This window comes from Micromonospora sp. NPDC049366 (genome assembly GCF_044466625.1).
In the GTDB taxonomy this organism is placed as follows: Bacteria; Actinomycetota; Actinomycetes; order Mycobacteriales; family Micromonosporaceae; genus Micromonospora.
This window is the reverse complement of record NZ_JBITMV010000023.1, coordinates 63,156-80,493: the sequence shown is the minus strand read 5'-3', so window position 1 is coordinate 80,493 and position 17,338 is coordinate 63,156. Positions and strand designations below refer to the sequence as shown.

The 17,338-nt window shown below is 74.4% G+C and carries 24 protein-coding genes; 2 read left to right on the top strand and 22 right to left on the bottom strand.

Translation table 11 applies throughout. The features are described 5' to 3' along the window. Positions 1-11: 11 nt before the first annotated feature. The 6 genes from ACIBTV_RS27835 to ACIBTV_RS27810 form a co-directional block, all read right to left on the bottom strand. Positions 12-164, bottom strand: coding sequence for a hypothetical protein (locus tag ACIBTV_RS27835; protein WP_396709573.1), 153 nt, complete (start codon positions 162-164; stop codon positions 12-14). Further along, positions 161-2,158: a hypothetical protein gene (locus ACIBTV_RS27830; RefSeq protein ID WP_396709572.1), complete on the bottom strand. Its 1,998-nt coding sequence runs from the start codon at positions 2,156-2,158 to the stop codon at positions 161-163. The genes ACIBTV_RS27835 and ACIBTV_RS27830 overlap by 4 nt, the downstream gene beginning before the upstream one ends. Continuing rightward, positions 2,145-2,309, bottom strand: a complete 165-nt coding sequence (locus ACIBTV_RS27825; RefSeq protein WP_396709570.1) for a hypothetical protein — start codon at positions 2,307-2,309, stop codon at positions 2,145-2,147. The genes ACIBTV_RS27830 and ACIBTV_RS27825 overlap by 14 nt, the downstream gene beginning before the upstream one ends. A 19-nt stretch (positions 2,310-2,328) precedes the next feature. Further along, positions 2,329-3,981 (bottom strand): phage terminase large subunit, encoded by a 1,653-nt coding sequence (gene terL, locus ACIBTV_RS27820; protein WP_396709568.1) that lies wholly within the window; start codon positions 3,979-3,981, stop codon positions 2,329-2,331. Positions 3,982-4,086: 105 nt separating this feature from the next. Continuing rightward, the gene (locus tag ACIBTV_RS27815; RefSeq protein ID WP_396709567.1) at positions 4,087-4,539 is read right to left on the bottom strand and encodes a hypothetical protein; all 453 of its coding nucleotides are present in this window, start codon (positions 4,537-4,539) and stop codon (positions 4,087-4,089) included. A 113-nt stretch (positions 4,540-4,652) separates the two neighbouring features. Then, a complete protein-coding gene (locus ACIBTV_RS27810; protein ID WP_396709565.1) occupies positions 4,653-6,341 on the bottom strand; it encodes a DNA methyltransferase in 1,689 nt (562 codons plus the stop codon). Between the two features lie 399 nt (positions 6,342-6,740). Between ACIBTV_RS27810 and ACIBTV_RS27805 the strand changes: the two genes are divergently transcribed. Together ACIBTV_RS27805 and ACIBTV_RS27800 are read left to right on the top strand one after the other, a co-directional pair. Further along, positions 6,741-6,863 (top strand): hypothetical protein, encoded by a 123-nt coding sequence (locus ACIBTV_RS27805; RefSeq protein WP_396709563.1) that lies wholly within the window; start codon positions 6,741-6,743, stop codon positions 6,861-6,863. A gap of 28 nt (positions 6,864-6,891) precedes the next feature. Beyond that, on the top strand, positions 6,892-7,017 hold the full coding sequence (locus tag ACIBTV_RS27800) for a hypothetical protein (protein ID WP_396709562.1): 126 nt from the start codon (positions 6,892-6,894) through the stop codon (positions 7,015-7,017). Between the two features lie 293 nt (positions 7,018-7,310). On the opposite strand, the gene ACIBTV_RS27795 is transcribed toward ACIBTV_RS27800, so the two are convergent. The 16 genes from ACIBTV_RS27795 to ACIBTV_RS27720 form a co-directional block, all read right to left on the bottom strand. Next, positions 7,311-7,565, bottom strand: a complete 255-nt coding sequence (locus tag ACIBTV_RS27795; RefSeq protein ID WP_396709560.1) for a hypothetical protein — start codon at positions 7,563-7,565, stop codon at positions 7,311-7,313. Continuing rightward, positions 7,562-7,858 carry a hypothetical protein gene (locus ACIBTV_RS27790; RefSeq protein WP_396709558.1) on the bottom strand — a complete coding sequence of 99 codons (297 nt, stop codon included), beginning with the start codon at positions 7,856-7,858 and terminating at the stop codon, positions 7,562-7,564. The genes ACIBTV_RS27795 and ACIBTV_RS27790 overlap by 4 nt, the downstream gene beginning before the upstream one ends. Beyond that, positions 7,851-8,117, bottom strand: coding sequence for a hypothetical protein (locus ACIBTV_RS27785; RefSeq protein WP_396709557.1), 267 nt, complete (start codon positions 8,115-8,117; stop codon positions 7,851-7,853). Before ACIBTV_RS27785 ends, ACIBTV_RS27790 begins: the two co-directional genes overlap by 8 nt. After that, positions 8,114-8,617 (bottom strand): hypothetical protein, encoded by a 504-nt coding sequence (locus ACIBTV_RS27780; protein ID WP_396709555.1) that lies wholly within the window; start codon positions 8,615-8,617, stop codon positions 8,114-8,116. The genes ACIBTV_RS27785 and ACIBTV_RS27780 overlap by 4 nt, the downstream gene beginning before the upstream one ends. Next, positions 8,598-8,996: a hypothetical protein gene (locus ACIBTV_RS27775; RefSeq protein ID WP_396709553.1), complete on the bottom strand. Its 399-nt coding sequence runs from the start codon at positions 8,994-8,996 to the stop codon at positions 8,598-8,600. Before ACIBTV_RS27775 ends, ACIBTV_RS27780 begins: the two co-directional genes overlap by 20 nt. Beyond that, a complete protein-coding gene (locus ACIBTV_RS27770) occupies positions 8,993-10,474 on the bottom strand; it encodes a hypothetical protein (protein ID WP_396709552.1) in 1,482 nt (493 codons plus the stop codon). Before ACIBTV_RS27770 ends, ACIBTV_RS27775 begins: the two co-directional genes overlap by 4 nt. A gap of 272 nt (positions 10,475-10,746) precedes the next feature. Then, positions 10,747-11,151 (bottom strand): hypothetical protein, encoded by a 405-nt coding sequence (locus ACIBTV_RS27765; RefSeq protein WP_396709550.1) that lies wholly within the window; start codon positions 11,149-11,151, stop codon positions 10,747-10,749. A gap of 81 nt (positions 11,152-11,232) precedes the next feature. Then, entirely contained in the window at positions 11,233-11,559 is a 327-nt protein-coding gene (locus ACIBTV_RS27760) for a hypothetical protein (RefSeq protein ID WP_396709548.1), read from the bottom strand. 136 nt (positions 11,560-11,695) lie between these two features. Continuing rightward, positions 11,696-11,965, bottom strand: coding sequence for a hypothetical protein (locus tag ACIBTV_RS27755; protein ID WP_396709546.1), 270 nt, complete (start codon positions 11,963-11,965; stop codon positions 11,696-11,698). A gap of 495 nt (positions 11,966-12,460) precedes the next feature. Then, positions 12,461-13,183 (bottom strand): hypothetical protein, encoded by a 723-nt coding sequence (locus tag ACIBTV_RS27750; protein ID WP_396709544.1) that lies wholly within the window; start codon positions 13,181-13,183, stop codon positions 12,461-12,463. Between the two features lie 17 nt (positions 13,184-13,200). Beyond that, a complete protein-coding gene (locus ACIBTV_RS27745; RefSeq protein WP_396709543.1) occupies positions 13,201-14,217 on the bottom strand; it encodes a hypothetical protein in 1,017 nt (338 codons plus the stop codon). Then, positions 14,214-15,041 (bottom strand): hypothetical protein, encoded by an 828-nt coding sequence (locus ACIBTV_RS27740; protein WP_396709541.1) that lies wholly within the window; start codon positions 15,039-15,041, stop codon positions 14,214-14,216. The genes ACIBTV_RS27745 and ACIBTV_RS27740 overlap by 4 nt, the downstream gene beginning before the upstream one ends. Next, positions 15,038-15,661: an AAA family ATPase gene (locus ACIBTV_RS27735; protein ID WP_396709539.1), complete on the bottom strand. Its 624-nt coding sequence runs from the start codon at positions 15,659-15,661 to the stop codon at positions 15,038-15,040. The genes ACIBTV_RS27740 and ACIBTV_RS27735 overlap by 4 nt, the downstream gene beginning before the upstream one ends. Continuing rightward, positions 15,651-16,220, bottom strand: coding sequence for a hypothetical protein (locus tag ACIBTV_RS27730; RefSeq protein WP_396709538.1), 570 nt, complete (start codon positions 16,218-16,220; stop codon positions 15,651-15,653). Before ACIBTV_RS27730 ends, ACIBTV_RS27735 begins: the two co-directional genes overlap by 11 nt. Further along, positions 16,202-16,837, bottom strand: coding sequence for a hypothetical protein (locus ACIBTV_RS27725; protein WP_396709536.1), 636 nt, complete (start codon positions 16,835-16,837; stop codon positions 16,202-16,204). The genes ACIBTV_RS27730 and ACIBTV_RS27725 overlap by 19 nt, the downstream gene beginning before the upstream one ends. Further along, positions 16,834-17,322, bottom strand: coding sequence for a hypothetical protein (locus tag ACIBTV_RS27720; RefSeq protein ID WP_396709533.1), 489 nt, complete (start codon positions 17,320-17,322; stop codon positions 16,834-16,836). Before ACIBTV_RS27720 ends, ACIBTV_RS27725 begins: the two co-directional genes overlap by 4 nt. Positions 17,323-17,338: the final 16 nt, after the last annotated feature.

The following is a 17,338-nucleotide window of genomic DNA, read 5'->3' as shown; positions in this document are numbered from 1 at the left end:
CCCCTTCGTGGTCAGAGTCGGAAGAACTCCGGGTCGTACGGGCCGTCCGGCTGGGCGCCCTGCTCGTCGGGCTGCTGGTCGTCGTCGCGGGCGGCCCCGGTACCGAGCCCGAAGTCGGCGTCGGCCTGCCGGTCGGCGGCGGGGGAGGACTCCGGCCCGGTCACGGCGCCGGCTCCTCGTCCTCGTCGTCGGCGGGTTCCGCCGCGGGTTGGTTGTCGCCGGCGCCGACCTGGAAGAACGCCGGGTCGAACAGGCCGGCCGGCTGGGCGCCCGGGCCCGCCGGCGCCGCCGCGGTGCCGGCGGTGTCGGCGGTGGGGTCGGTTTGCTGGTCGGCGCCGCGGCCACCGAACAGGCCGAAGTCGGCGTCGGCTTGCCGGGCGGCGGCCTCACCGCCCACCCCCGCCACCGGGGGCGGTACACCGTCGGCGGGTTGCCCGTCGGGGCCCATCGGGCCGGCGCCCGCGGCGGCGGGGTCGCCGCCGGCGCGGGCGAGCGCGGCGGCCTGCCCACCCGGCCCGCCCATCGGTGGGGGCTGCGGCCACTTGAAGGCGCCGTCGTCGTCGATCATGTCGTCGAGCAGCGATTCGGCTTCCCGCACGCCGAGGGCCTGGAGCAGGTGACGCAGCACCAGCTCGGGTGGCATGGTGCCGGTGCCGGCGGCGGCGACGACCGCGTCGATGAGCGCCTTGGGTTCGGTCTCGTCCAGGTCGGGCCACACCACGTCGACCGTGGTGTCGGTGTCCCCGTCGAGCGTCACCACTTCCCGGCCGGTGACCGGGTCACGCTTGACCGTGCCCTTGAGCGGCCCCTGGGGGGCGCGGACGGCCTCGGTGATGCGGTGCTGCACGATCCGCAGTTGGAACGCGGTCCACAGGCTGCGGCGGGCCATCATGGCCAGCTCGGTCGGCCAGTCCAGGGTTTCGGCGGTGGCGCGGGCGCCGGTCTGCCCGGGGTCGGCGAGCAGCATCGTGACGGGGATGTCCAGGGCGGCGGCGACCATCATCGCCAGGGGCCGGCCGGACTCGGCGTCGATGGTCGCGCCGGTCTTGGGGATCGCCTCGAGGTTGCCTTGGAGCGGGGTGAGGGCGACGCCGCCCACGTCCGAGCGGGTGCCCGGGGTGGTGGCGGTGTTCCCGGCCGCCGCGGCGTTGAGCGCGGCCCGGGCCTGCTGCCGGTCGCGGCCCTCGGCGGTGAGCCGCCACGCGAACCGGGCGAGGGACTTCATCAGCCCGGCCCACTGCTCGAGGAACTCTTTCCACGCCCGCGCCCAGTTCACCGCGGCGTACGCGTCGGGCACACCGCGCAGCCACCCGCGGGGCCGGTTGACCTGCACGGCGACGATCGGGGCGTCCCACTGGATCTGCACCCCGCCGAACGTGCGGGGCCGACGGGTCGGCTTGTAGTCGACGTCCGGGTACAGCAGCTCCTGCACGGTGGGCACGGGCCGGCCGTTCGGGTCGTACGCGTTGCGGGTCCACACCCGCCGGTAGAACCACGGGGTCGCCGCGTCGTCCGGGTCGGTGATCACCTCGGCGATCTCGTCGGCGATGATCGTGCGGGCCTGCACCCAGCCGGAGGCGGGGCGGGTGAACAGGGCGCAGTAGATCTCCCCGTCGGTGCCGAGGGCGTGCTCCAGCTCGTCGCGGGCCTGCGCGCCGAACACTTCCCGCTGGTTCGCCGGGTCGTCGACCATGGCCTTGATGACGGCCTGGACGTCCTGCTCTTTCCCGGCACCGCCGGCGCGGCCCTTGCGGGCTTTACCGTTGGCGCGGGCCACCAGCTCGCAGCCCTGCCCCCACACGTAGAACGACCGCAGGTTCAGCCCCCGCTTGATCAGCGGGTTAGCGACGGCCATGAGGCGGCACACCGCCCGCAACTGCCGCATGCCCTCGGCGGAGAACTCCTGCTGGGAGAGGGTGGTGAACAGCCGCCACCCGGGGTCGGCGATGATCGCGCGTTCCAGGTCGGCGACGGCCTCGCGGGTGCCGGCGGTGAACGGGTTACCGCCGGCGGCGCCGTCTTCCAGGCGGCGGGCGAGCAGCCCGAGGTCGTTGCGGGCGGCGTCCAGCTCGGCGCGCAGCGCCGCTTCCGCGGTGGCGGTGGTCGCCGGCGCGGGGGCCGGTACGCCGCGGCGGCGGCGGGTGCTACTCGTGGCCATCGGCCGGCCCCCTGTCCTGCTGGTCGGGTCGCTGGTCGACGTGCACGTACACGAACCGGCGGCCGCGGGGTACGCGGGCCGGCCCGCAGCCGCACTCGCTTGTGGGGGCGTGCTCGGCGCCGTCGTCGGCGGGGATCTCGTGGAGGGCCACGGCGCACCCCCGTCCCGGGTCAGTACGGGGAGATCGACCCCTCGGGGTCGCCGTCCTCGTTGTCCTCGACGACCTCGTCTTCGACGATCAGCGGGTTGAGCAGCAGCCGGTTCAGCGCTTGCGACAGGGCGTCGACCCGGTCGTCGTTCGGCGACTGAGGGAACGCCGACGCCTCAGTGATCAGCCCACCGACCCACGGGGCCAACTTCGGATCCGGCAGCCACACCCCGCGGCCCTCGACGAACGGGGACACAGCGGCGGCGCGGGCGACCTTCGACCCGTCGGGGGTGACCGGCACCAGCCCGGGCACCCGCAACGCCAGCGCGTTGACCACGGCCGGCCCGTTCGCGGCGTCCTCGACCAGCTTGAGGATCGCCTGGGGCCACTTCGCGGCCAGCTCGGCGAGCCGCGCGCACGTCTCGACGAAGGTCAACTGGTCGTGGACCTGGTCGAGCAGATAGGCGTGGAGGCCTCGCCGGCCCCACACCTGCATGGCGACGTAGTCGCTGCCCTCGGTGGCCTTGAACGCGCAGTCGACGGAGATGATGACCTCGTCGAAGCCGACCGCCCAGTGCGACCCGTCGGCCCGCACCGTCCACTGGGGCTGCTCGTAGCGCTGCCACCACTGCCGGTTGAAGATGACGCCGGCGCCCGGGGTGGGGGAGCCCTGGTAGAGGGCCTGCCAGCCGCGGGAGCCGACGTCGTGCTTGAGGTCGTCCCAGTCGCAGCACTCACGGCGGCCACCGTCGGGGCGGACCACCCCGCCGGGGTGCTTCGGGCAGGTGCCCATCGGGCGGGGCAGGTGCCGGCCGCGGGTGGACACCAGGAACTCACCCGGCGCCCGGCCGAGGGGGTCCGTCTCGCCCTCGGCGGGCCGGTGGTCAGCCTCGGCGGGGATGTTGATGACCCGCCACGACCCGGCGTCGTGCTCCAGCAGCCGGCCGGCGAGGTCGTCCTCGTGCCAGCGGGTCTGCACCAGCACCACCGGCGTTTCGGTGCCGAACCGGGTGCGGGCGGTCTCCGTCCACCACTCCCACACGTTCTCCCGCTGGAGCAGGCTGTCGGCCTCTTTGCGGCCCTTGTGCGGATCGTCGATGATCATCACATCGGCGGGGCGGCCGGTGAGCGCGCCACCGATACCGACGCAGTACACGCCGCCGTCCTCGCCGGCGAGCTGCCACTCGTGGGCGGCGCTGGTGTCGTCGCGTACGCCGAGACCGAGGGCGTCGCCGTGCGTGGCGATGTCGTTCTTGATGGTGCGGCCCCACCGGCGGGCGATACCCAGCTCGTAGCCGACCAGCACGATCCGCGCCGACGGCCGCCGCACCAATAACCACAGCGGGAACCGGCGGGAGACCCGCTGCGACTTGCCTTCCTGCGGCGGCATCGTGATGATGAGCCGCTTGCAGCGGCCCTCCGCCACGTCGACCAGCGCCGCGTCGATGAGGTCCAGGGCGGCGGTCTGGACGGTGTCCGGGTCCAGCTCGGCGGCCATCGCGCCCGGCGTCGACCACTTCCCGGCGTTACGGGTGCGGGCCTCGTCGGCCTGCCGGCGCTTCAACTCCCGCAGCCGGTACAGCCGGTCCAGGCGTAGCTGGTCCAGGGGGGACAGACCACGGCGGGCGGGTTTCTTCGGTCGGCGGGCGCCGGCGGACCGTTGGGTGGACGGCACGGGCACCCCCTCGGATCACAGGAGCGCGGGCCGCCGCAGGTGGTTGTGGGCCGGGCCGGCCGACGTCGACGGTGCCGGCCCGGCCTCCGGCACATGGGGCCGGAGCTACAGGCCGGGGGGAAGGTCGGCGGCGTCCAGGGCGTCGCGCGCCGCGGGCGGAAGCTGGGCCTCCAGCTCGGCGATCGCGGCCTCGATCGCGCCCATGGTGACGACCTGGTGCTTGATCGGGGCGTCCAGGCCGGTCAGCTTCGCGCGCCGGTCGATGCACCACTGGACGACCCGGGCGGCGTCGGTGTCGCCGCCGATCGCCTTCGGCCAGTAGGCGAGCTGCAGCCGGTTGATGCGGTCCAGCTCGACCTGGCGCAGCACGTCGGCGTCGCGGACGGCCTCGGCGGCGGCTTTCTCCATGGCGCGGGTGACGTCGGTGCAGGCGGCGCCGCGGGAGGCGTAGCCGAGACGCTCGGCGATGGTGTCCCAGTCCGCGCCGGCGAGGCGTAGCTGGATGGCGTCGCGGCGGCGTTTCGCGGTCTGTGCTTGCTGGGCTCGGCTGGCTGGCATGGTTCGCACGTCCTTATGTGTTCGCGGGTTGGGTAGACGGCGCCGCGACGCGCCGGAGTGCTCGACCGTCCTTCCCTGGTCGTGGCCTCGGGGTCGGTTCGGGGTGGTGCGGGCTACGTGAAGTCGACCGGCTCGCGGGTGCCGTCGGGGTGTACCCGCTCGGGTTTGATGCCGGTGTGGGCCTGGTAGCGGCGGCAGATGACGTCCACGTACGCGGGGGTGATCTCGGCGCCGACGGCGATGCGGCCGAGGTGGTCGGCGGCGATCCACTCGGGGCCGGTGCCGCCGAACGGGACGGCGACGACGGCGCCGGGTTGGCTGCTGGTGAGCAGGGCCCGCTCGACCATGGCGACGGGTTTCGGGGTGGCGTGGCCGAACCGTTCCTCGCCGACGACCCGGCCGAATCGCCACACGTCGGTCATGACGTCGTGGGTGTTGTCGAAGTGGGTGCGTTTGGCGCGCATCTCCGTGGACAGGTCGCGGCGGTGTTCGTTGCCGCCCTGGCGGAGGTCGGGGAACAGGCGGTCGAAGAGGGCGTCGTAGCCCTCGGTGAAGGCTTTCCCGTCGGCGGCCGCGGCGAGGGTGTCGTAGTGCTTGCGGCTGATGATGTGGAACTGGCTTTGCCCGGTCCAGTGGCCGGCCATGTGGGTGTCGGTGAGCCGGTTGATGTCCTTGTTGGTCCAGCCGGCTTTGTCGCGTTCGGCGACCATCCACAGGCGCAGCGGCTCGAAGCCGGGCCAGTAGGCGTCCTTGTTCTGGTTGCCGAGGAACTGTTCGCCGCGGAAGATCAGCAGGCAGCGTTCGGTGGCGGTGACGTAGGAGTGTTCGCCGGCCGACCTCATGCCGGGGGCGGTTTCCTTGTCCCACACGATCTCGTTGCGGACCATCAGCTCCGGGTCTGTGTTGAGGCCGCCGGCCCACCACCAGCGCCACAGGTCGGGGGCGTTGCCCCACACGTACGCGGACCCGTTGGGCGCCCAGTGCGCCGACCAGGCGGCCCACCAGCGCTGCTGGAATTCGTCGAGCTTCGGGCCGTACAGGTTGTCGTTCTGGACGCCGTCGGCTTCCTTGCCCATGCCGTACGGGGGGTCGGCGTGGATCAGCGCCGCCGGCGGGAGACCGGCGAGGCCGTGGGGGCCGTCGCCGTGGCCGGCGAACAGGCGGCCGACGACGGTGGGGTCGGTGGTGTCTCCGCAGATGATCCGGTGCGGGCCGAGCTGCCACAGGTCACCGGGGCGGGTGACGACGTCGACCTGCTTGTCGGGGATGTCGTCGTCGTCGGTGAGGCGGGCACCACCGGAGCCGCCGGGGCCGTCGCCGTCGGCGTCGGGGTCGGCGAGGAGCGCCTCGAGGTCCTCTTCGGTCATGCCGGTGGCCAGGTAGAGGGAGTGGTCGACGGCGTTGATGTCGAGCAGCAGCGCGCCCAGCTCGTCGCGGTCCCATCCGCCCTTGGTGGTGAGGTGGTTGGAGGCGACCAGGTACGCCTCGGCTTCGGTGTCGTTCTCGGAGGACCAGCCGCGGTCGACGGGGACCAGCCATTCGCCGGACGGGTCGACGTGGACGTAGCGGGGCGGCTGCTGGCCGGTGCGGCGCATCTCGGCGAGCTGGTCGAGGCGGCCGTGGCCGGCGACGAGGCGGCCGGTGCGTTCGTCGATCAGGGGCAGCTCGGCGAACCCGAACCGGGCGATGCTGGCTTGGATCGCGGCGCCGGCGTGGCGCTTCGGGTTGCGGGGGGCGGCTTCGATCAGCGGGAGCGGCATGTACTCGATGCGGCGTTGCGGCTGGTCGGTGTCGCTGGCCATCGCGTCGGCCCCCTTCCCCCGTGTGGTGTTGGTTGGGCCGCCCGGGGCGGCGCCGTCGGCGGCTTCCCTACGCCGGCGGCGCCGCGGTGTTTCCCGGGTGGCTGGTAACGGCGCCGGCCCTTCCTGCGCGGACAGGAGGGGCCGGCGCCGCGGTTGTGGGCGCGGCGAGCGGCCACCACCGGTGCTCGGGTGCCGGGGGTGGCCGCTCGCCGCGCGGGGCCCTGCTCGTCCTGCCGGATGGGGGCGACCGGGCCCGGCGGCAGTGGGCGGGTCGCGGGGCAGTCGGGCGGGCGTTGTGGGGGCCAAACCGGCCCGGTGTTGCGTCATTCTTTTTCGTCGTGTAACGTCTGAGGTGTTGGGCGGCCCGGACAGCCGCCCACCGAGACGAGGAGAGCCACGATGGAGCGCACCGACTACGAGAACCTTTCGCCGCGGACCCTGGTCGAGCGCTACAACGCGGCGCCGTACCGGGTCCGGCTGGTCATCCTCGCCGAGCTTCGCCGCCGCGGCCTCGCCCGCTGATCACCCCACCGACACGGAAGGACCCGCCATGCGACTGGTTAGCGCGCTCCACCTGGGCCTGATTGGCCCCCTGCGCGTCGGCATCTGCTACGCCGGCTGCCCCAAGGGCCCTCTGCTCGGCCCGTGCGACTGCCCGCCGTTCTTCCCCATCTGACACCCGCGAACGACAGCGCCACCGGTGGCCCCCACCGGTGGCGCTGTCGTTGCGTTCCGGGCCTCGGGGTCGGGCGGCGGCGCTATGCCGCGGGGCACACGTGCAGGGCGGCGCTACGCGGGCGCGGGACACGGGCTAATGCCCAAGATCAGCGCCGTTTGGACCTGGTGACACGTTTCTTACCGGCACCCGGACACCCGGGCCAGGAAACGCGAGTGGCGACGGTCCCGGCCTGTCGGCTCTGGAGACACGTCGCCCGCTGGCACGAAGTGTTACACACCATGATCGCTGCGTCAAAGAACCGCCGCGTCGGCGGTGTTGAAGACCCGATCGGCAACCTGCTGCAGCTCGGCGAGGTCGTACCGGCGGCGGCGGCCGGCGCGGCCGCGGTCGGTGATCTGGTCGGGGTAGCGGTGCGCCCACACGCGGATCCGGCCGGCCCACCGGCGCAGCGCGGCGGGGCTGGTGTCGTCCGGGGTGTACGTGCGGGCCAGGTGCAGCGCCGCCACGTCGATTTCGGCTTCCGCCGCCGTCTGGCTGCCCATCATGGTCGGTCCCCTTCCCCCTCCCTGGTAGCTATCGCTCGGGCGCCGTGGCGGCATCGGGCGATGCCCCGCACGTGCACCGGCTCGGCGCAGCCGCAGGCGACCGGGGCGCACGGGCAGCCGGCCAGGCGGGCGGCGGCCGTCGGGTCCGGGTGGGCGGCGGCGAGGAGCAGACACGGGGAACCGGCGGTGAGGGCGGCCGCGCACAGGTCGGCGCGGCAGCAGCCACACGCGTCGCACGCCGGCGCCGGCGGCAGCTCGGCGAGGGTCGGCAGGGTCGGCGCGCCGTCACTCATCGGGCTCGTCCTGGTCGTCGCCGGCGGCGCGTAGCTCGTCGAGCAGGTCCCGGCCGGTCTGGCCGGTGTCGGCGCCTCGCCGGCGATCGACGGTCAGGCCGAGCGTCTCGGCGCAGTCCTCCCCGTACCCGTAGACGAGGCGGTCGACGTACACCCAGCGGCCGCAGTGGCGGCAGCGGACGCGGCGGCGGCCGCCGCGGCGGCGGGCCCGGGCCGGCGGTGGGGTGGGCAAGCCGAGGAGGTCCCCGAGGTCGGTCACCGCCACCGCCCGGTCAGCAGCACCAGCTCGGCGAGGGTGAGACCGACCAGCGCGGCGGGGAGGCTGTTGTGGACCAGGCCGGCGTACACCAGGGCGGCGGCGGTCAGCAGCGTCGGCCAGGTCGTCCAGCGGACCACCCGGCGCAGACGGCGGGCGCGGCGGCCGCGGCGGAACGCGCGGCTGACCGCCCGGGACTGGTAGACGCGGCCGCGGGGCGCCAGGTACGGGGAGCGGGCGGGCCGCCATCCCTGCCACGGCCGGTGCGTCCAGTGCCGGCCGTCCCGGTCGACGGCGCCGCCTTCCCACGGGCCACCCGACGGCAGGGGCCACAGCGCGCCGGTGACCTCCGGCGGTGGGACGTCCCGCGGGTCGGGTGCGGAGTCGCGCAGCGAGGAGCGGCGGCGCGGCACGAACAGCTCGTCGTCGGGGAGCAGCCCGCCGGCGGCGCCGCGGACGAACTGGGCGCGCGGTGGTGTTCGGTCAGAGGGCGCGGAGGGCACGGCCGACCTCCTCGGGCAGGTTGGGCACGACCAGGGCGGCGTCCAGGTAGTCGGGGCACGGCCAGTCGGGGGCGTCGCACCTCGCGCAGCAGGGCGGCCAGTCGGTCCCGTACACCCGGGGGGCGTGACGTTCGATGATGCGGCGGGCGCCGCGGTACGCGCTCGAGGCGGTGTTCCGCAGCGCGGCGACCAGGTGGGCGTCCCACCGGGACAGCCCGTCGGCGACGCGGCGCCGGTCCTGCCCCGCGGAGAGGACGAAGTCGGTCCGCAGGCCGGGCGGGTCGCCGGCGTGCCACGGCGCCGGCGTGGAATCGGCCACCGCGGCGCCGGCGGCGTACAGGGCGGACAGCACCGCGGCGTGCAGCTCGTCGGGGCTCATGCGGCGACCTGCGTTCCGCCGGCGATGCACCCGGCCGGGCACGCCCACCCGACCGGCCGGTACATGGGCTCCCGGTAGCCGCGGCCGCGGATCTCCCGCCACTCGACCGACATGGTCCGCTCGCAGCCCCGGCAGGTGGGCAGCCGTTCGGTGTGCCGCTCGGCGGCTTTCCGGTCGGCCCACGTGTAGAGGCGCCGCCGGTCGATCGGCCAGGTCGCGCGGATACGCGCGGCGAGCGCCAGCCACTCTTTCTCCCGCCAGGCGGTGTGGCAGCGCGGGCACTCGATGCGGGACCGGTACGGGTCCTGCCAGAGTCCGTAGCCGCACACCCGGCCGGTCGGGTCGCCGTCGCCGTCGACCAGGGTGGTGGGGCAGCGGCCCACCCAGTGATCGTCGCGGGTTTCGCCGAGGGCGTGCTCCAGCTCGGCGACCAGGGCGCGCAGCTCGACGACGAACTCACCGACGCCGGCGTCGTCGCATTCGGCGGCGTAGCGGAGCCACTCGGCGAGGTACCCGCAGTCAACCTCGACGTGGGCGGCGGTGGTGGCGCCGCCATAGCGCAGCACCCACTCGGCGGCGACCGCGTCGGACGGCGCCCGGCCGGCGGTGCCGCCGGCCGTCGCGGTCTCGGCGCGGGCGCGGGCGGCCGGCCCGTCGGTGTCCAGGCCGAGCATCACGTCCCGCACCCACGCCTGGGCGGCGGCGAGTTGCGCGGCGTACGTGGTCTTGAGGGTGATGTACGCGGCGACGGCGGGCAGCACCAGCGGCCGGCCGTGACGCATCAGCAGGGCTTCCCGGGCGCCGGCGTCGGCGAGACGCTGGGCGCGGTCCTCGGCGACCCGGGCGACCTGGGCGGCGCGTTCCCGGGCGACCCGGTCGGCTTCGGGGGCGGGGAGGGCGGTGGCGCCGCGGCCGGTGAGGCGGCGCACCCAGCCGCCGGCGCGGCTGCGTTCGGGTACGGGGTGGCCCAGTTCGCGGCGCCACCGGCGCACCCACACGTCGGCCCACTCCGCCGGCGGGACGACGCCGACCTGGTCGTCGTCGGCGACCAGCAGCGGCCGCCCGTTGTTGTCGACCACCAGCTCCCGGTGCCACACCCGGACCTGCCGCTGCTCGGTGTCGATGCGGCCGCCGCGGGGCACGGACACGGTGACGGTCTCCACCGTGGACCAGCGGCGCACCATCGGCACCAGGGCGCGGCGGTCGCGGCGGACCTCGGTGGCGCCCGGCCCGACGAGGGTGAGCACGTCCAGGCGGGCGGGGGTGGGGGAGCCCACCCGGGTGGTGGCGACTTTCTCACCGGGCAGGGACGGGCCGGGCACGAGGTAGTGCGTCAACGTCCGCACGAGGCGGGGGAGGTCGGCGAGCTGGGCGCGGGCCGCGTCCAGGTGGTGACCGCAGATAGCGGCGGCCCCGTCGTGCGGGTGGTCGCCGACCCGGCAGACTCCGCGGGCGTCTGAATCGTCGTCACGGGTCACGGGTACCCCCCAGTATCCGAGCGGCGTCCCGAGCGGACGCCTGGACGTGCGAGCGCACGCGGGCCCGCGAGGGCCCCATCCCCCGCGGGTCACTGCTGGTCACTGGTGGGTTGCCGCGCGCACCGTGTGTCCTGCCGTCAGGGTATCGGCGTCGGCCGCCGATGCGTGGATCTTTCACGCCGGGGCGTGTCCGGCCCGGCGCGGCGGGTGAGGGTGACCCGCCCGCCCCCGGGGCCGCGCGTGGTCCTTTGGTGGGGCGGGCGGGCACCCGGTCAGGAGTGCCGGGCGGGCGTACGCGCGGCGGCGGCCTCGACCTGCTCGGCGGCCTTCGGCTGCGCGTACGTGGGGCGGGCCTTGGTGAGGTTCAGGGCCAGCAGCCACCGGCCGACGCGCGGGAAGCGCCGCTCGAGCAGCCGCGCGCCGGCGTAGTAGCCGGCGATCGTCACGCCGGTGGCGACGGTGACCACGGTCGACGACGCGTCGGCGGGGATGACGATGTCGTAGTTGGCGTTCACCCAGGCCAGCGCCGAGCCGATACCGACGGGCACCCACGTGCGGGCGAGGCTGTCGACGAGGCCGGGCCGGAAGTAGCGGACGAGCAGGTCTTCCAGGTAGCCGCGCGGGTCGTCGGCCGGGTCGGGGCCGGCGGGGAGCGGGGCGGGGGTCTGGTAGGTCATGGCGTCTCCCGATGTGCGGTGGGCCCCGACCGGGTGAGGTCGGGGCGTGTGAGCACCGGGGGGCGGCCCGGGGTGTGTGCGTTAGGAGCAGGTTTCCGCCGGCGACGGCGGCGGCGGGTTCTGCGCCCGGAGCTGTTCGTACTCGACGAGGGTGTCGCGCCACTTGACGATCGCGGTGCGTACGTCGTCGGCGTCGCCGGCGCCGATCAGCGCGTCGAGCCCCTCGATCTGCGCCTGAGACGACCGGGTCGTCGCCGCGGCGATCTCGCTGGTGCGGTTCGCTGCCTGGTCGGAGTAGTCGGCCAGGCAGGATTGCACCCGCACGTACCCGACGAACAGGCCGCCGATGATCAGCGCGTACACCAGCATCCCGGCGGTGATGACTCGCACCATCATCGGCGTTCCCATCGCCGCCCATGCTCGCCGTGGAATCGTCATCGTGACCGGCCTCGTCTCGTGGTCTCGTACACCCAGCGGATCCCTCGACCGACCGCCAGGTAGGCGAACGCGAAGAGGGCGGCGAGCAGTAGGTAGCGCGTCGGGGTCATGTCGTCGGCTCCGAGGGTGTCGGGGGCGCCGGCTGCTGCGGTTCGCCCTGGCCCCCGGTCAATACCCGCGGGAGCGTGCCGTACAGCGCGCCGTACGGCACCAGCGGAATCCCCCAAAACCAGTACGGTGGCAGGCTTTCGAGGACCTTCGCGGAGGACGTGAAGAGCTGCACGAGAGCGGCCCCGCCGTAGGTCATCCAGAAGACGAGGATAACCAGCATGATCAGGTCGCGGACCTGGTCGGCTCGTGATCTGGCGGTCGACATCGCACTCCCCGTGGTCGTCGTGGTGGATCCGCCCGCTGCGGGGCCGGAGTCTGCCGGGTCGCCCCGGTCTCCGGTGGTGAATTGCTCCCCCTGATTCACCTGCCGCCTGCCCGTTGGCGCGCCTCGCAATCTCGACCAGGCGCACGTCAACGCGGGCATGCAGCGGCCAGCGGCGGTCCCACAACGATCCACACGGACGAGAGGGCGGTGCCACGAAGCGCTCCCCTGTTGCGTCGAAATGGCAACTGGTCGGGGTGCTCGGCTTCCGCGCGCCGTGCGTTCCGATATTGCGACGAGTGTACGACGTGAAAGGTGAGGGGGTGAGCATTCCCCCGCCCGATCGTGAGGCGCGGAATACGTACGGCCCGCCATCCCCGGCAGGATGGCGGGCCGTACGCAGTGACGCGCTCAGCGAGAGCAGCGGTGTTTCCCTCTACTGCGGACAATAGACGCCGGGTACGACAATTTCGGGGATTCGCCGCCCGACATCCCTGGTCAGGGGGCCACCGCGGCGGCCGAGGTGGGCTGCGGTGGGGCGTCGAACAGCAGCAGCGCCGTCGACCCGGTTCCGGTCTCGTAGGGCATCAGCACCGACCGGGTCGGGTCGTAGTGGCGGCGCATCCCGTCGGGCATGGTGACCTCCCACCGGCCGTCGTCGTCGGGCCGGTTACTGGCCGTCCGCACCGGCACGTGCCCGGCCGGGACGACGGGGAGGGGCTGGCTGGGCGTGTAGAGCACCGCCCGCAACGGCTCGGCCACGGCGGGCGCGGCGGGGATCAGGTCACCGCGGACCACCCCGACGACCGGCCGGCGCAGCGCGACCTGGGCGCCCGGGTTGGCCATCGTCGGCGCGTCGACCACCACCGCGGTGGCCGGCTCGGCGCCGGCGGCGACGGGTAGGCCGCCGGCGGCGCGCAGCATCACCACCACCACGGCGGCGCCGGCGGTGTCCGGGGCGGCGTCGACCCGCCAGATACCGCCCGGGCCGCGCAGCAGCGGCCGCGGGTCGACCAGCCCGCCGGCGGTGACCGTCCACATGCCGACCGACGTGGACCACCGCCACGCGTACCCGTCGCCGCGGGTCCAGGACTCCAACGCGTCCGGCCCGTCGACCTGCGAGTCGTAGCGGGTACGCAGCACCGCGCGCATGGCGTCGGCGAACTCGGCGAGCCCGGGGATCGGCTCCCCGTCGGCGGTGGTGCCTCGGTGCGGGTACATCGGTGGTCCCTCCTCGGTCAGGTCGCGGGCACGTCTCGCAACGGGACGGCGTCGCCGAGCAGGTCGAGCGTGAACCCGGCCGGCCCGCAGATGACGTCCGCACCTAGTGCTATCGATACAGCCGAGTCCAGGTGCCGCCGGTGCGGCGCCCACCGCCACACCCGGGGCGTGTGCGGGCCGCCGGCGCGGCACTGCACCGCCACCCCACCGCCGGCGGTGGCCACGGCGATCCGGACCGGGTACGGGGCCACCGCGGGCGGGAACCCGTGGTCGCGTAGCCACCGGTCCAGCTCCCCGGCGGCGGCGAGCGCGCCCGGGTCGGCCGGCAGCGGCACCACGTACCCGGCCACGCCGTGCTCACCGAAGCCGGCCGGCAGGTCGGCGCCGGGCAGGGCGGCCGGCGGCCGCGGTGTCGCCGGCGAGCGGGGGGCGACCCGGTCGGCGAGGCCTCGGTTCTGCTCCCGCCGCTGCCGCGGCACCGGCGCGGCGGCGGGGGACTGGTTCGGGGACCACGGCACGTACCCGGTGTCGCCGGGCTGCGGTGGCAGGCCGGGCGCCCAGTGCTGCCCGATCCGGGGTTGCCCGGCCAGCTCGGCCAGCTCCCGGTCGATGCGGCCGGAGTACCAGCAGCACGGCCACCACACGCCGACGTCGGCGCCGGTCGCGGCGAGGCCGGTTAGCGTCGCCGCCTGCTCGGGTCGTGGGGCCTTGCCCATCCGTTTCAGCTCCCGCCACATGTGCGCGCCCGGGCGGGGCGCCCACATGTGGCAGTCGGGGTAGCCGCTGACCTCGCCGCGGGCGTCCCGGCTGTGGTGGTAGCCGAGCCCGTACCCGGGCTGCCGGTGGTGCAGGTCGTGGTGTGCCCGGTTGCCGACGAACCGCTGGAGCGTCTCCGGGTTGCGGGTGTCGGCGCCGACCTCGGGGAGCTGCCACGCCGGGTCGTGCTTCTTCACCAGCTTCCCGCCGGTCAGCAGCGGCGCGTACCCGCAATCGTGGACGGCCCAGCCGTTGTCGGGGCCCTCGCCGGCGGTCATGCGCGCCCCTTCCACGCCTCGGCGAGGGCGTCCCACGTGAGCGGGGTTTCCCTGCCGAACGCGGCCTGGCTGAGGTTGTCGGGGCTGATCCGCAGCAGCCACGCCGTCTCGGCCTTGCGGCGCAGCCCGGTGACCGCCCGTTCCCACCGCTCGCGGTCGGTCAGGGCGTTCCACGCCTCGTCGGCCGCGTCCGCCCCGTCGGGGTCGGTGTCGGGGTCGGGCAGCGATTCAGGCCAGACGGCGATGTCCTGGTTGGGGAACCACTCCGCCACCGAGTACGACATGACGATCGGGCCGGTGTCGGTGGCACGGGCCAGCGCGGCGACCTTGTCCCAGCCGTGCGGGTAGGCGGCGCGCTGCGGGTAGCGGGACATGTCCCGCCGGAACACCCCGAGAGCGGTGGCCGCGTCGACCAGGTCGGCGAACCACGCCCGGTCCTTGCCCTCGATGAAGGCGTGCACCTCGCACTGCCCGGAGATCCGGGCGGCGAGCTGCTCCGCCTCGGCGCCGTGCGCGATGACGGTGTTCAGGTCGACGTCGAAGAGGTTCTCGCCGGTCGGGCCGCTCGGGAGGACCGCGCGGAGCCGGAAGGGCTCCACGGCGATGTACGTGTCGGTCCGCTGGTCGAAGCGGTCACTGGCGAGCGTCTCGGCGGGCCAGTTGACCGCCCGGCGGAGCGTCGACGGCCGCCCGGGGAGATCCTCGCCGAACACGCGGCGGCGGTGCCCGGCGGCGGTGTCCTGGACCAGCCCGTCCAGGTGGGCGCGCTCGGCGCCGGAGACGTAGCCGGTTTCCTCGGCGGTGTGGAACCCGATGTAGCTCACCGCAGCTCCACCCAGCGGGGCCGGTCGGGCGCGTCCAGGGTGCCGGCCAGCCACGGCGCGGCCAGCACCTCGATCGGTAGCCGGTCGGCGCCGTCCCACTCGACGGCGGCGCCGTCGGCGCCGACGGTGAGGACCGCGTCGACCTCACCCAGCCGCGGTGGTGTCTCCGCCGCCTCGAGGGCGAGCTTGGCGACGATGTCCGGGGGCACCGGGGCGGCGTTGGCGCCCGGGTACGGGGCGGCCGCGGCCTCAGCGCCGACGACCTCGCGGGCCGCGTTGCGGGTCAGGCACACCTCGAGCGGGGTGGCCATCACCACGGCGAGCACCGGCACCCCGTACTCCCGGGCCTCGGCGATCATCCGCTCCCGATGCTCCGGCCGGGTGTTGCAGGCGTCGACCACCGTGGTCAGCCCCGACGCCATCCGGAACGCAACCACCAGGTCGAGCATCCGGACCGCTTCCCGTGTGGCCGACTGGTCCGCCACGTCGCCGGTGAGTATCCGCCGGAACATGTCCAGGGAGAACAGGTCGTGGACGGGGAACCGGCGGGCGGCCCAGGTGCTCTTGCCCGACCCGGGTGGGCCGACCAGCAGCACCAGCGCCGCGGCGTCAGTCGTCACCGTGCTTCGCCTTCCACTCGGCGAGCTGGGCGGCCATCCGCGCGCAGCCCTCGGCGTGCCCTTCTTCCCGGTCTATGGGGTGCGGCTCGAACGGCCCGTAGTCGCGCACCGAGGCGCCGCAGGTTGCGCAGGTGAACCCGAAGTGGTGGAGGCTGAAACCGTCCGCCATGGCCTCCTCGAACGCGGCGACGGCCTGGTCGTACGGGGTTGCCCGGTCGGCGTCGACCAGGCCGAGCACCACGGCGATCTCCTGCCACGACGCGCCGGCACCGCGCGCCCTCTGGATCTCATAGCCGACCCGGGAGCGGGCCTCTGCGCGCAGCCACACGGCGGCCTGGAGCCGGGTGATCGGGCGGGCCTGCCGCCGCGTGCTGGATGCCCCCGGCCAGATCGGCTGCTCGGTGATGTGGGCGGGGTCCTCCAGCAGCAGCGACACCGCCTCCAGCGCGGTGGTGATACGCAGGGACGCCTCGCCGCCGGCGGTCTGCCGCCGTTCCTTCTCTGCGCTCTCTGCGCTCGCCTCGATGTGCTCGCCGCCGCTCACCGCTGCGACTCCCACGCCGGGACGACCTCGGCGACGAGGCTGTCCAGGGTCCGCCCCTTGTCGTCGTTCTCGATCAGCGCGCCGCACAGCTCGGCCGCGAGGGGGATGGGCTGCGTCCGCTGCCACACCAGCCACGCGGTCGCCTCGCGGGGGAACGCGAACGCGAGCGGACGGAGCCGCTCGGGGGTGCTCTGCGCCTTGGCGAGCAGCTTGAGCAGGTCGCCGGTGAAGCTGTTCTCGCTGCCGCCGAGGAACAGCGCCAGGTCGCCGAGCCCGTCAAGCTGCCGGTCCGGCGCGCAGGTCCGGTCGTAGCGGCCCCAGTCGTAGGAGGCCGGCGGCGCGTACCGGGGCGCCGGCTCCCCGAAGACGGCCGGCGGCGGGTCAACTAGCAGCGGCGCGGACGCCGGCCGCCGCCGCGCGCTGTTCTGGCCCGGCTGCCACGCGCCGGGCGCGCCCTCGTCGACGTACTCCTGATAGCGGATGACCCGCGCGGCATCGTCGACCACGATGCTGTCGGCGATGATCCGGGCCGGGTCGAGTCCGTTCTGCCGCGCCCACTCGATCATGGCGGCGCGCTGGTCGAGCGTGGACATCTGATAGTCGGGCAGCCGCCGCACGTCCCCGCCGCTCACCGGCCGCCGCCCTGCATCTGGCGGTGGAAGTCCAGCAGCGAGCCGAGCGCCGGCGTGGGGGTGAACGTCAGCGCGTAGAACTCCTCGACGCCGGTGGCGATCGCCACGGCCTCCACCACCCGCCGCTTCCCCACGTGCCCGAACCCGGCGAGGGCCTCGCGCAGGTTGACCGGCACACCGACGGCCATGCTGACGGCCAGCTCCAGCAGCCGGCGGCCGCTGCCTCTGATCTGCGCCGCCTTCGCGTCGAGCAGCGCCGACCAGTCCGGCACGAACGCGGCGTCGTACGTCTCGTCGCGGGCCTGGTCGTCGACCCGCTCGGTGTGGACCAGGTCGCGGAAGCCGCGCCAGTCGGGCAGGTCGGTGAAGGTGAGCAGGTACACGGCGGCCTGGACGTTCAGCCGGCCCGTGTACCGGGCGCCGGCGGTCAGCAGGGCGCGCATCGCGTCGCCGGGCGTCTGCCCGGTCTCGGTGGTTTCGGTCATCCTCGGTTTGTCCTTC

Excerpts from the sequence above, each read along its gene's own strand:
- ACIBTV_RS27830 (WP_396709572.1), bottom strand. The coding sequence starts at position 2,158 with ATGGCCACGAGTAGCACCCGCCGCCGCCGCGGCGTACCGGCCCCCGCG.
- ACIBTV_RS27815 (WP_396709567.1), bottom strand. The coding sequence starts at position 4,539 with ATGCCAGCCAGCCGAGCCCAGCAAGCACAGACCGCGAAACGCCGCCGC.
- ACIBTV_RS27810 (WP_396709565.1), bottom strand. The coding sequence starts at position 6,341 with ATGGCCAGCGACACCGACCAGCCGCAACGCCGCATCGAGTACATGCCG.
- ACIBTV_RS27805 (WP_396709563.1), top strand. The coding sequence starts at position 6,741 with ATGGAGCGCACCGACTACGAGAACCTTTCGCCGCGGACCCTGGTCGAG.
- ACIBTV_RS27800 (WP_396709562.1), top strand. The coding sequence starts at position 6,892 with ATGCGACTGGTTAGCGCGCTCCACCTGGGCCTGATTGGCCCCCTGCGC.
- ACIBTV_RS27795 (WP_396709560.1), bottom strand. The coding sequence starts at position 7,565 with ATGATGGGCAGCCAGACGGCGGCGGAAGCCGAAATCGACGTGGCGGCG.
- ACIBTV_RS27790 (WP_396709558.1), bottom strand. The coding sequence starts at position 7,858 with ATGAGTGACGGCGCGCCGACCCTGCCGACCCTCGCCGAGCTGCCGCCG.
- ACIBTV_RS27775 (WP_396709553.1), bottom strand. The coding sequence starts at position 8,996 with ATGAGCCCCGACGAGCTGCACGCCGCGGTGCTGTCCGCCCTGTACGCC.
- ACIBTV_RS27765 (WP_396709550.1), bottom strand. The coding sequence starts at position 11,151 with ATGACCTACCAGACCCCCGCCCCGCTCCCCGCCGGCCCCGACCCGGCC.
- ACIBTV_RS27760 (WP_396709548.1), bottom strand. The coding sequence starts at position 11,559 with ATGGGAACGCCGATGATGGTGCGAGTCATCACCGCCGGGATGCTGGTG.
- ACIBTV_RS27755 (WP_396709546.1), bottom strand. The coding sequence starts at position 11,965 with ATGTCGACCGCCAGATCACGAGCCGACCAGGTCCGCGACCTGATCATG.
- ACIBTV_RS27750 (WP_396709544.1), bottom strand. The coding sequence starts at position 13,183 with ATGTACCCGCACCGAGGCACCACCGCCGACGGGGAGCCGATCCCCGGG.
- ACIBTV_RS27745 (WP_396709543.1), bottom strand. The coding sequence starts at position 14,217 with ATGACCGCCGGCGAGGGCCCCGACAACGGCTGGGCCGTCCACGATTGC.
- ACIBTV_RS27720 (WP_396709533.1), bottom strand. The coding sequence starts at position 17,322 with ATGACCGAAACCACCGAGACCGGGCAGACGCCCGGCGACGCGATGCGC.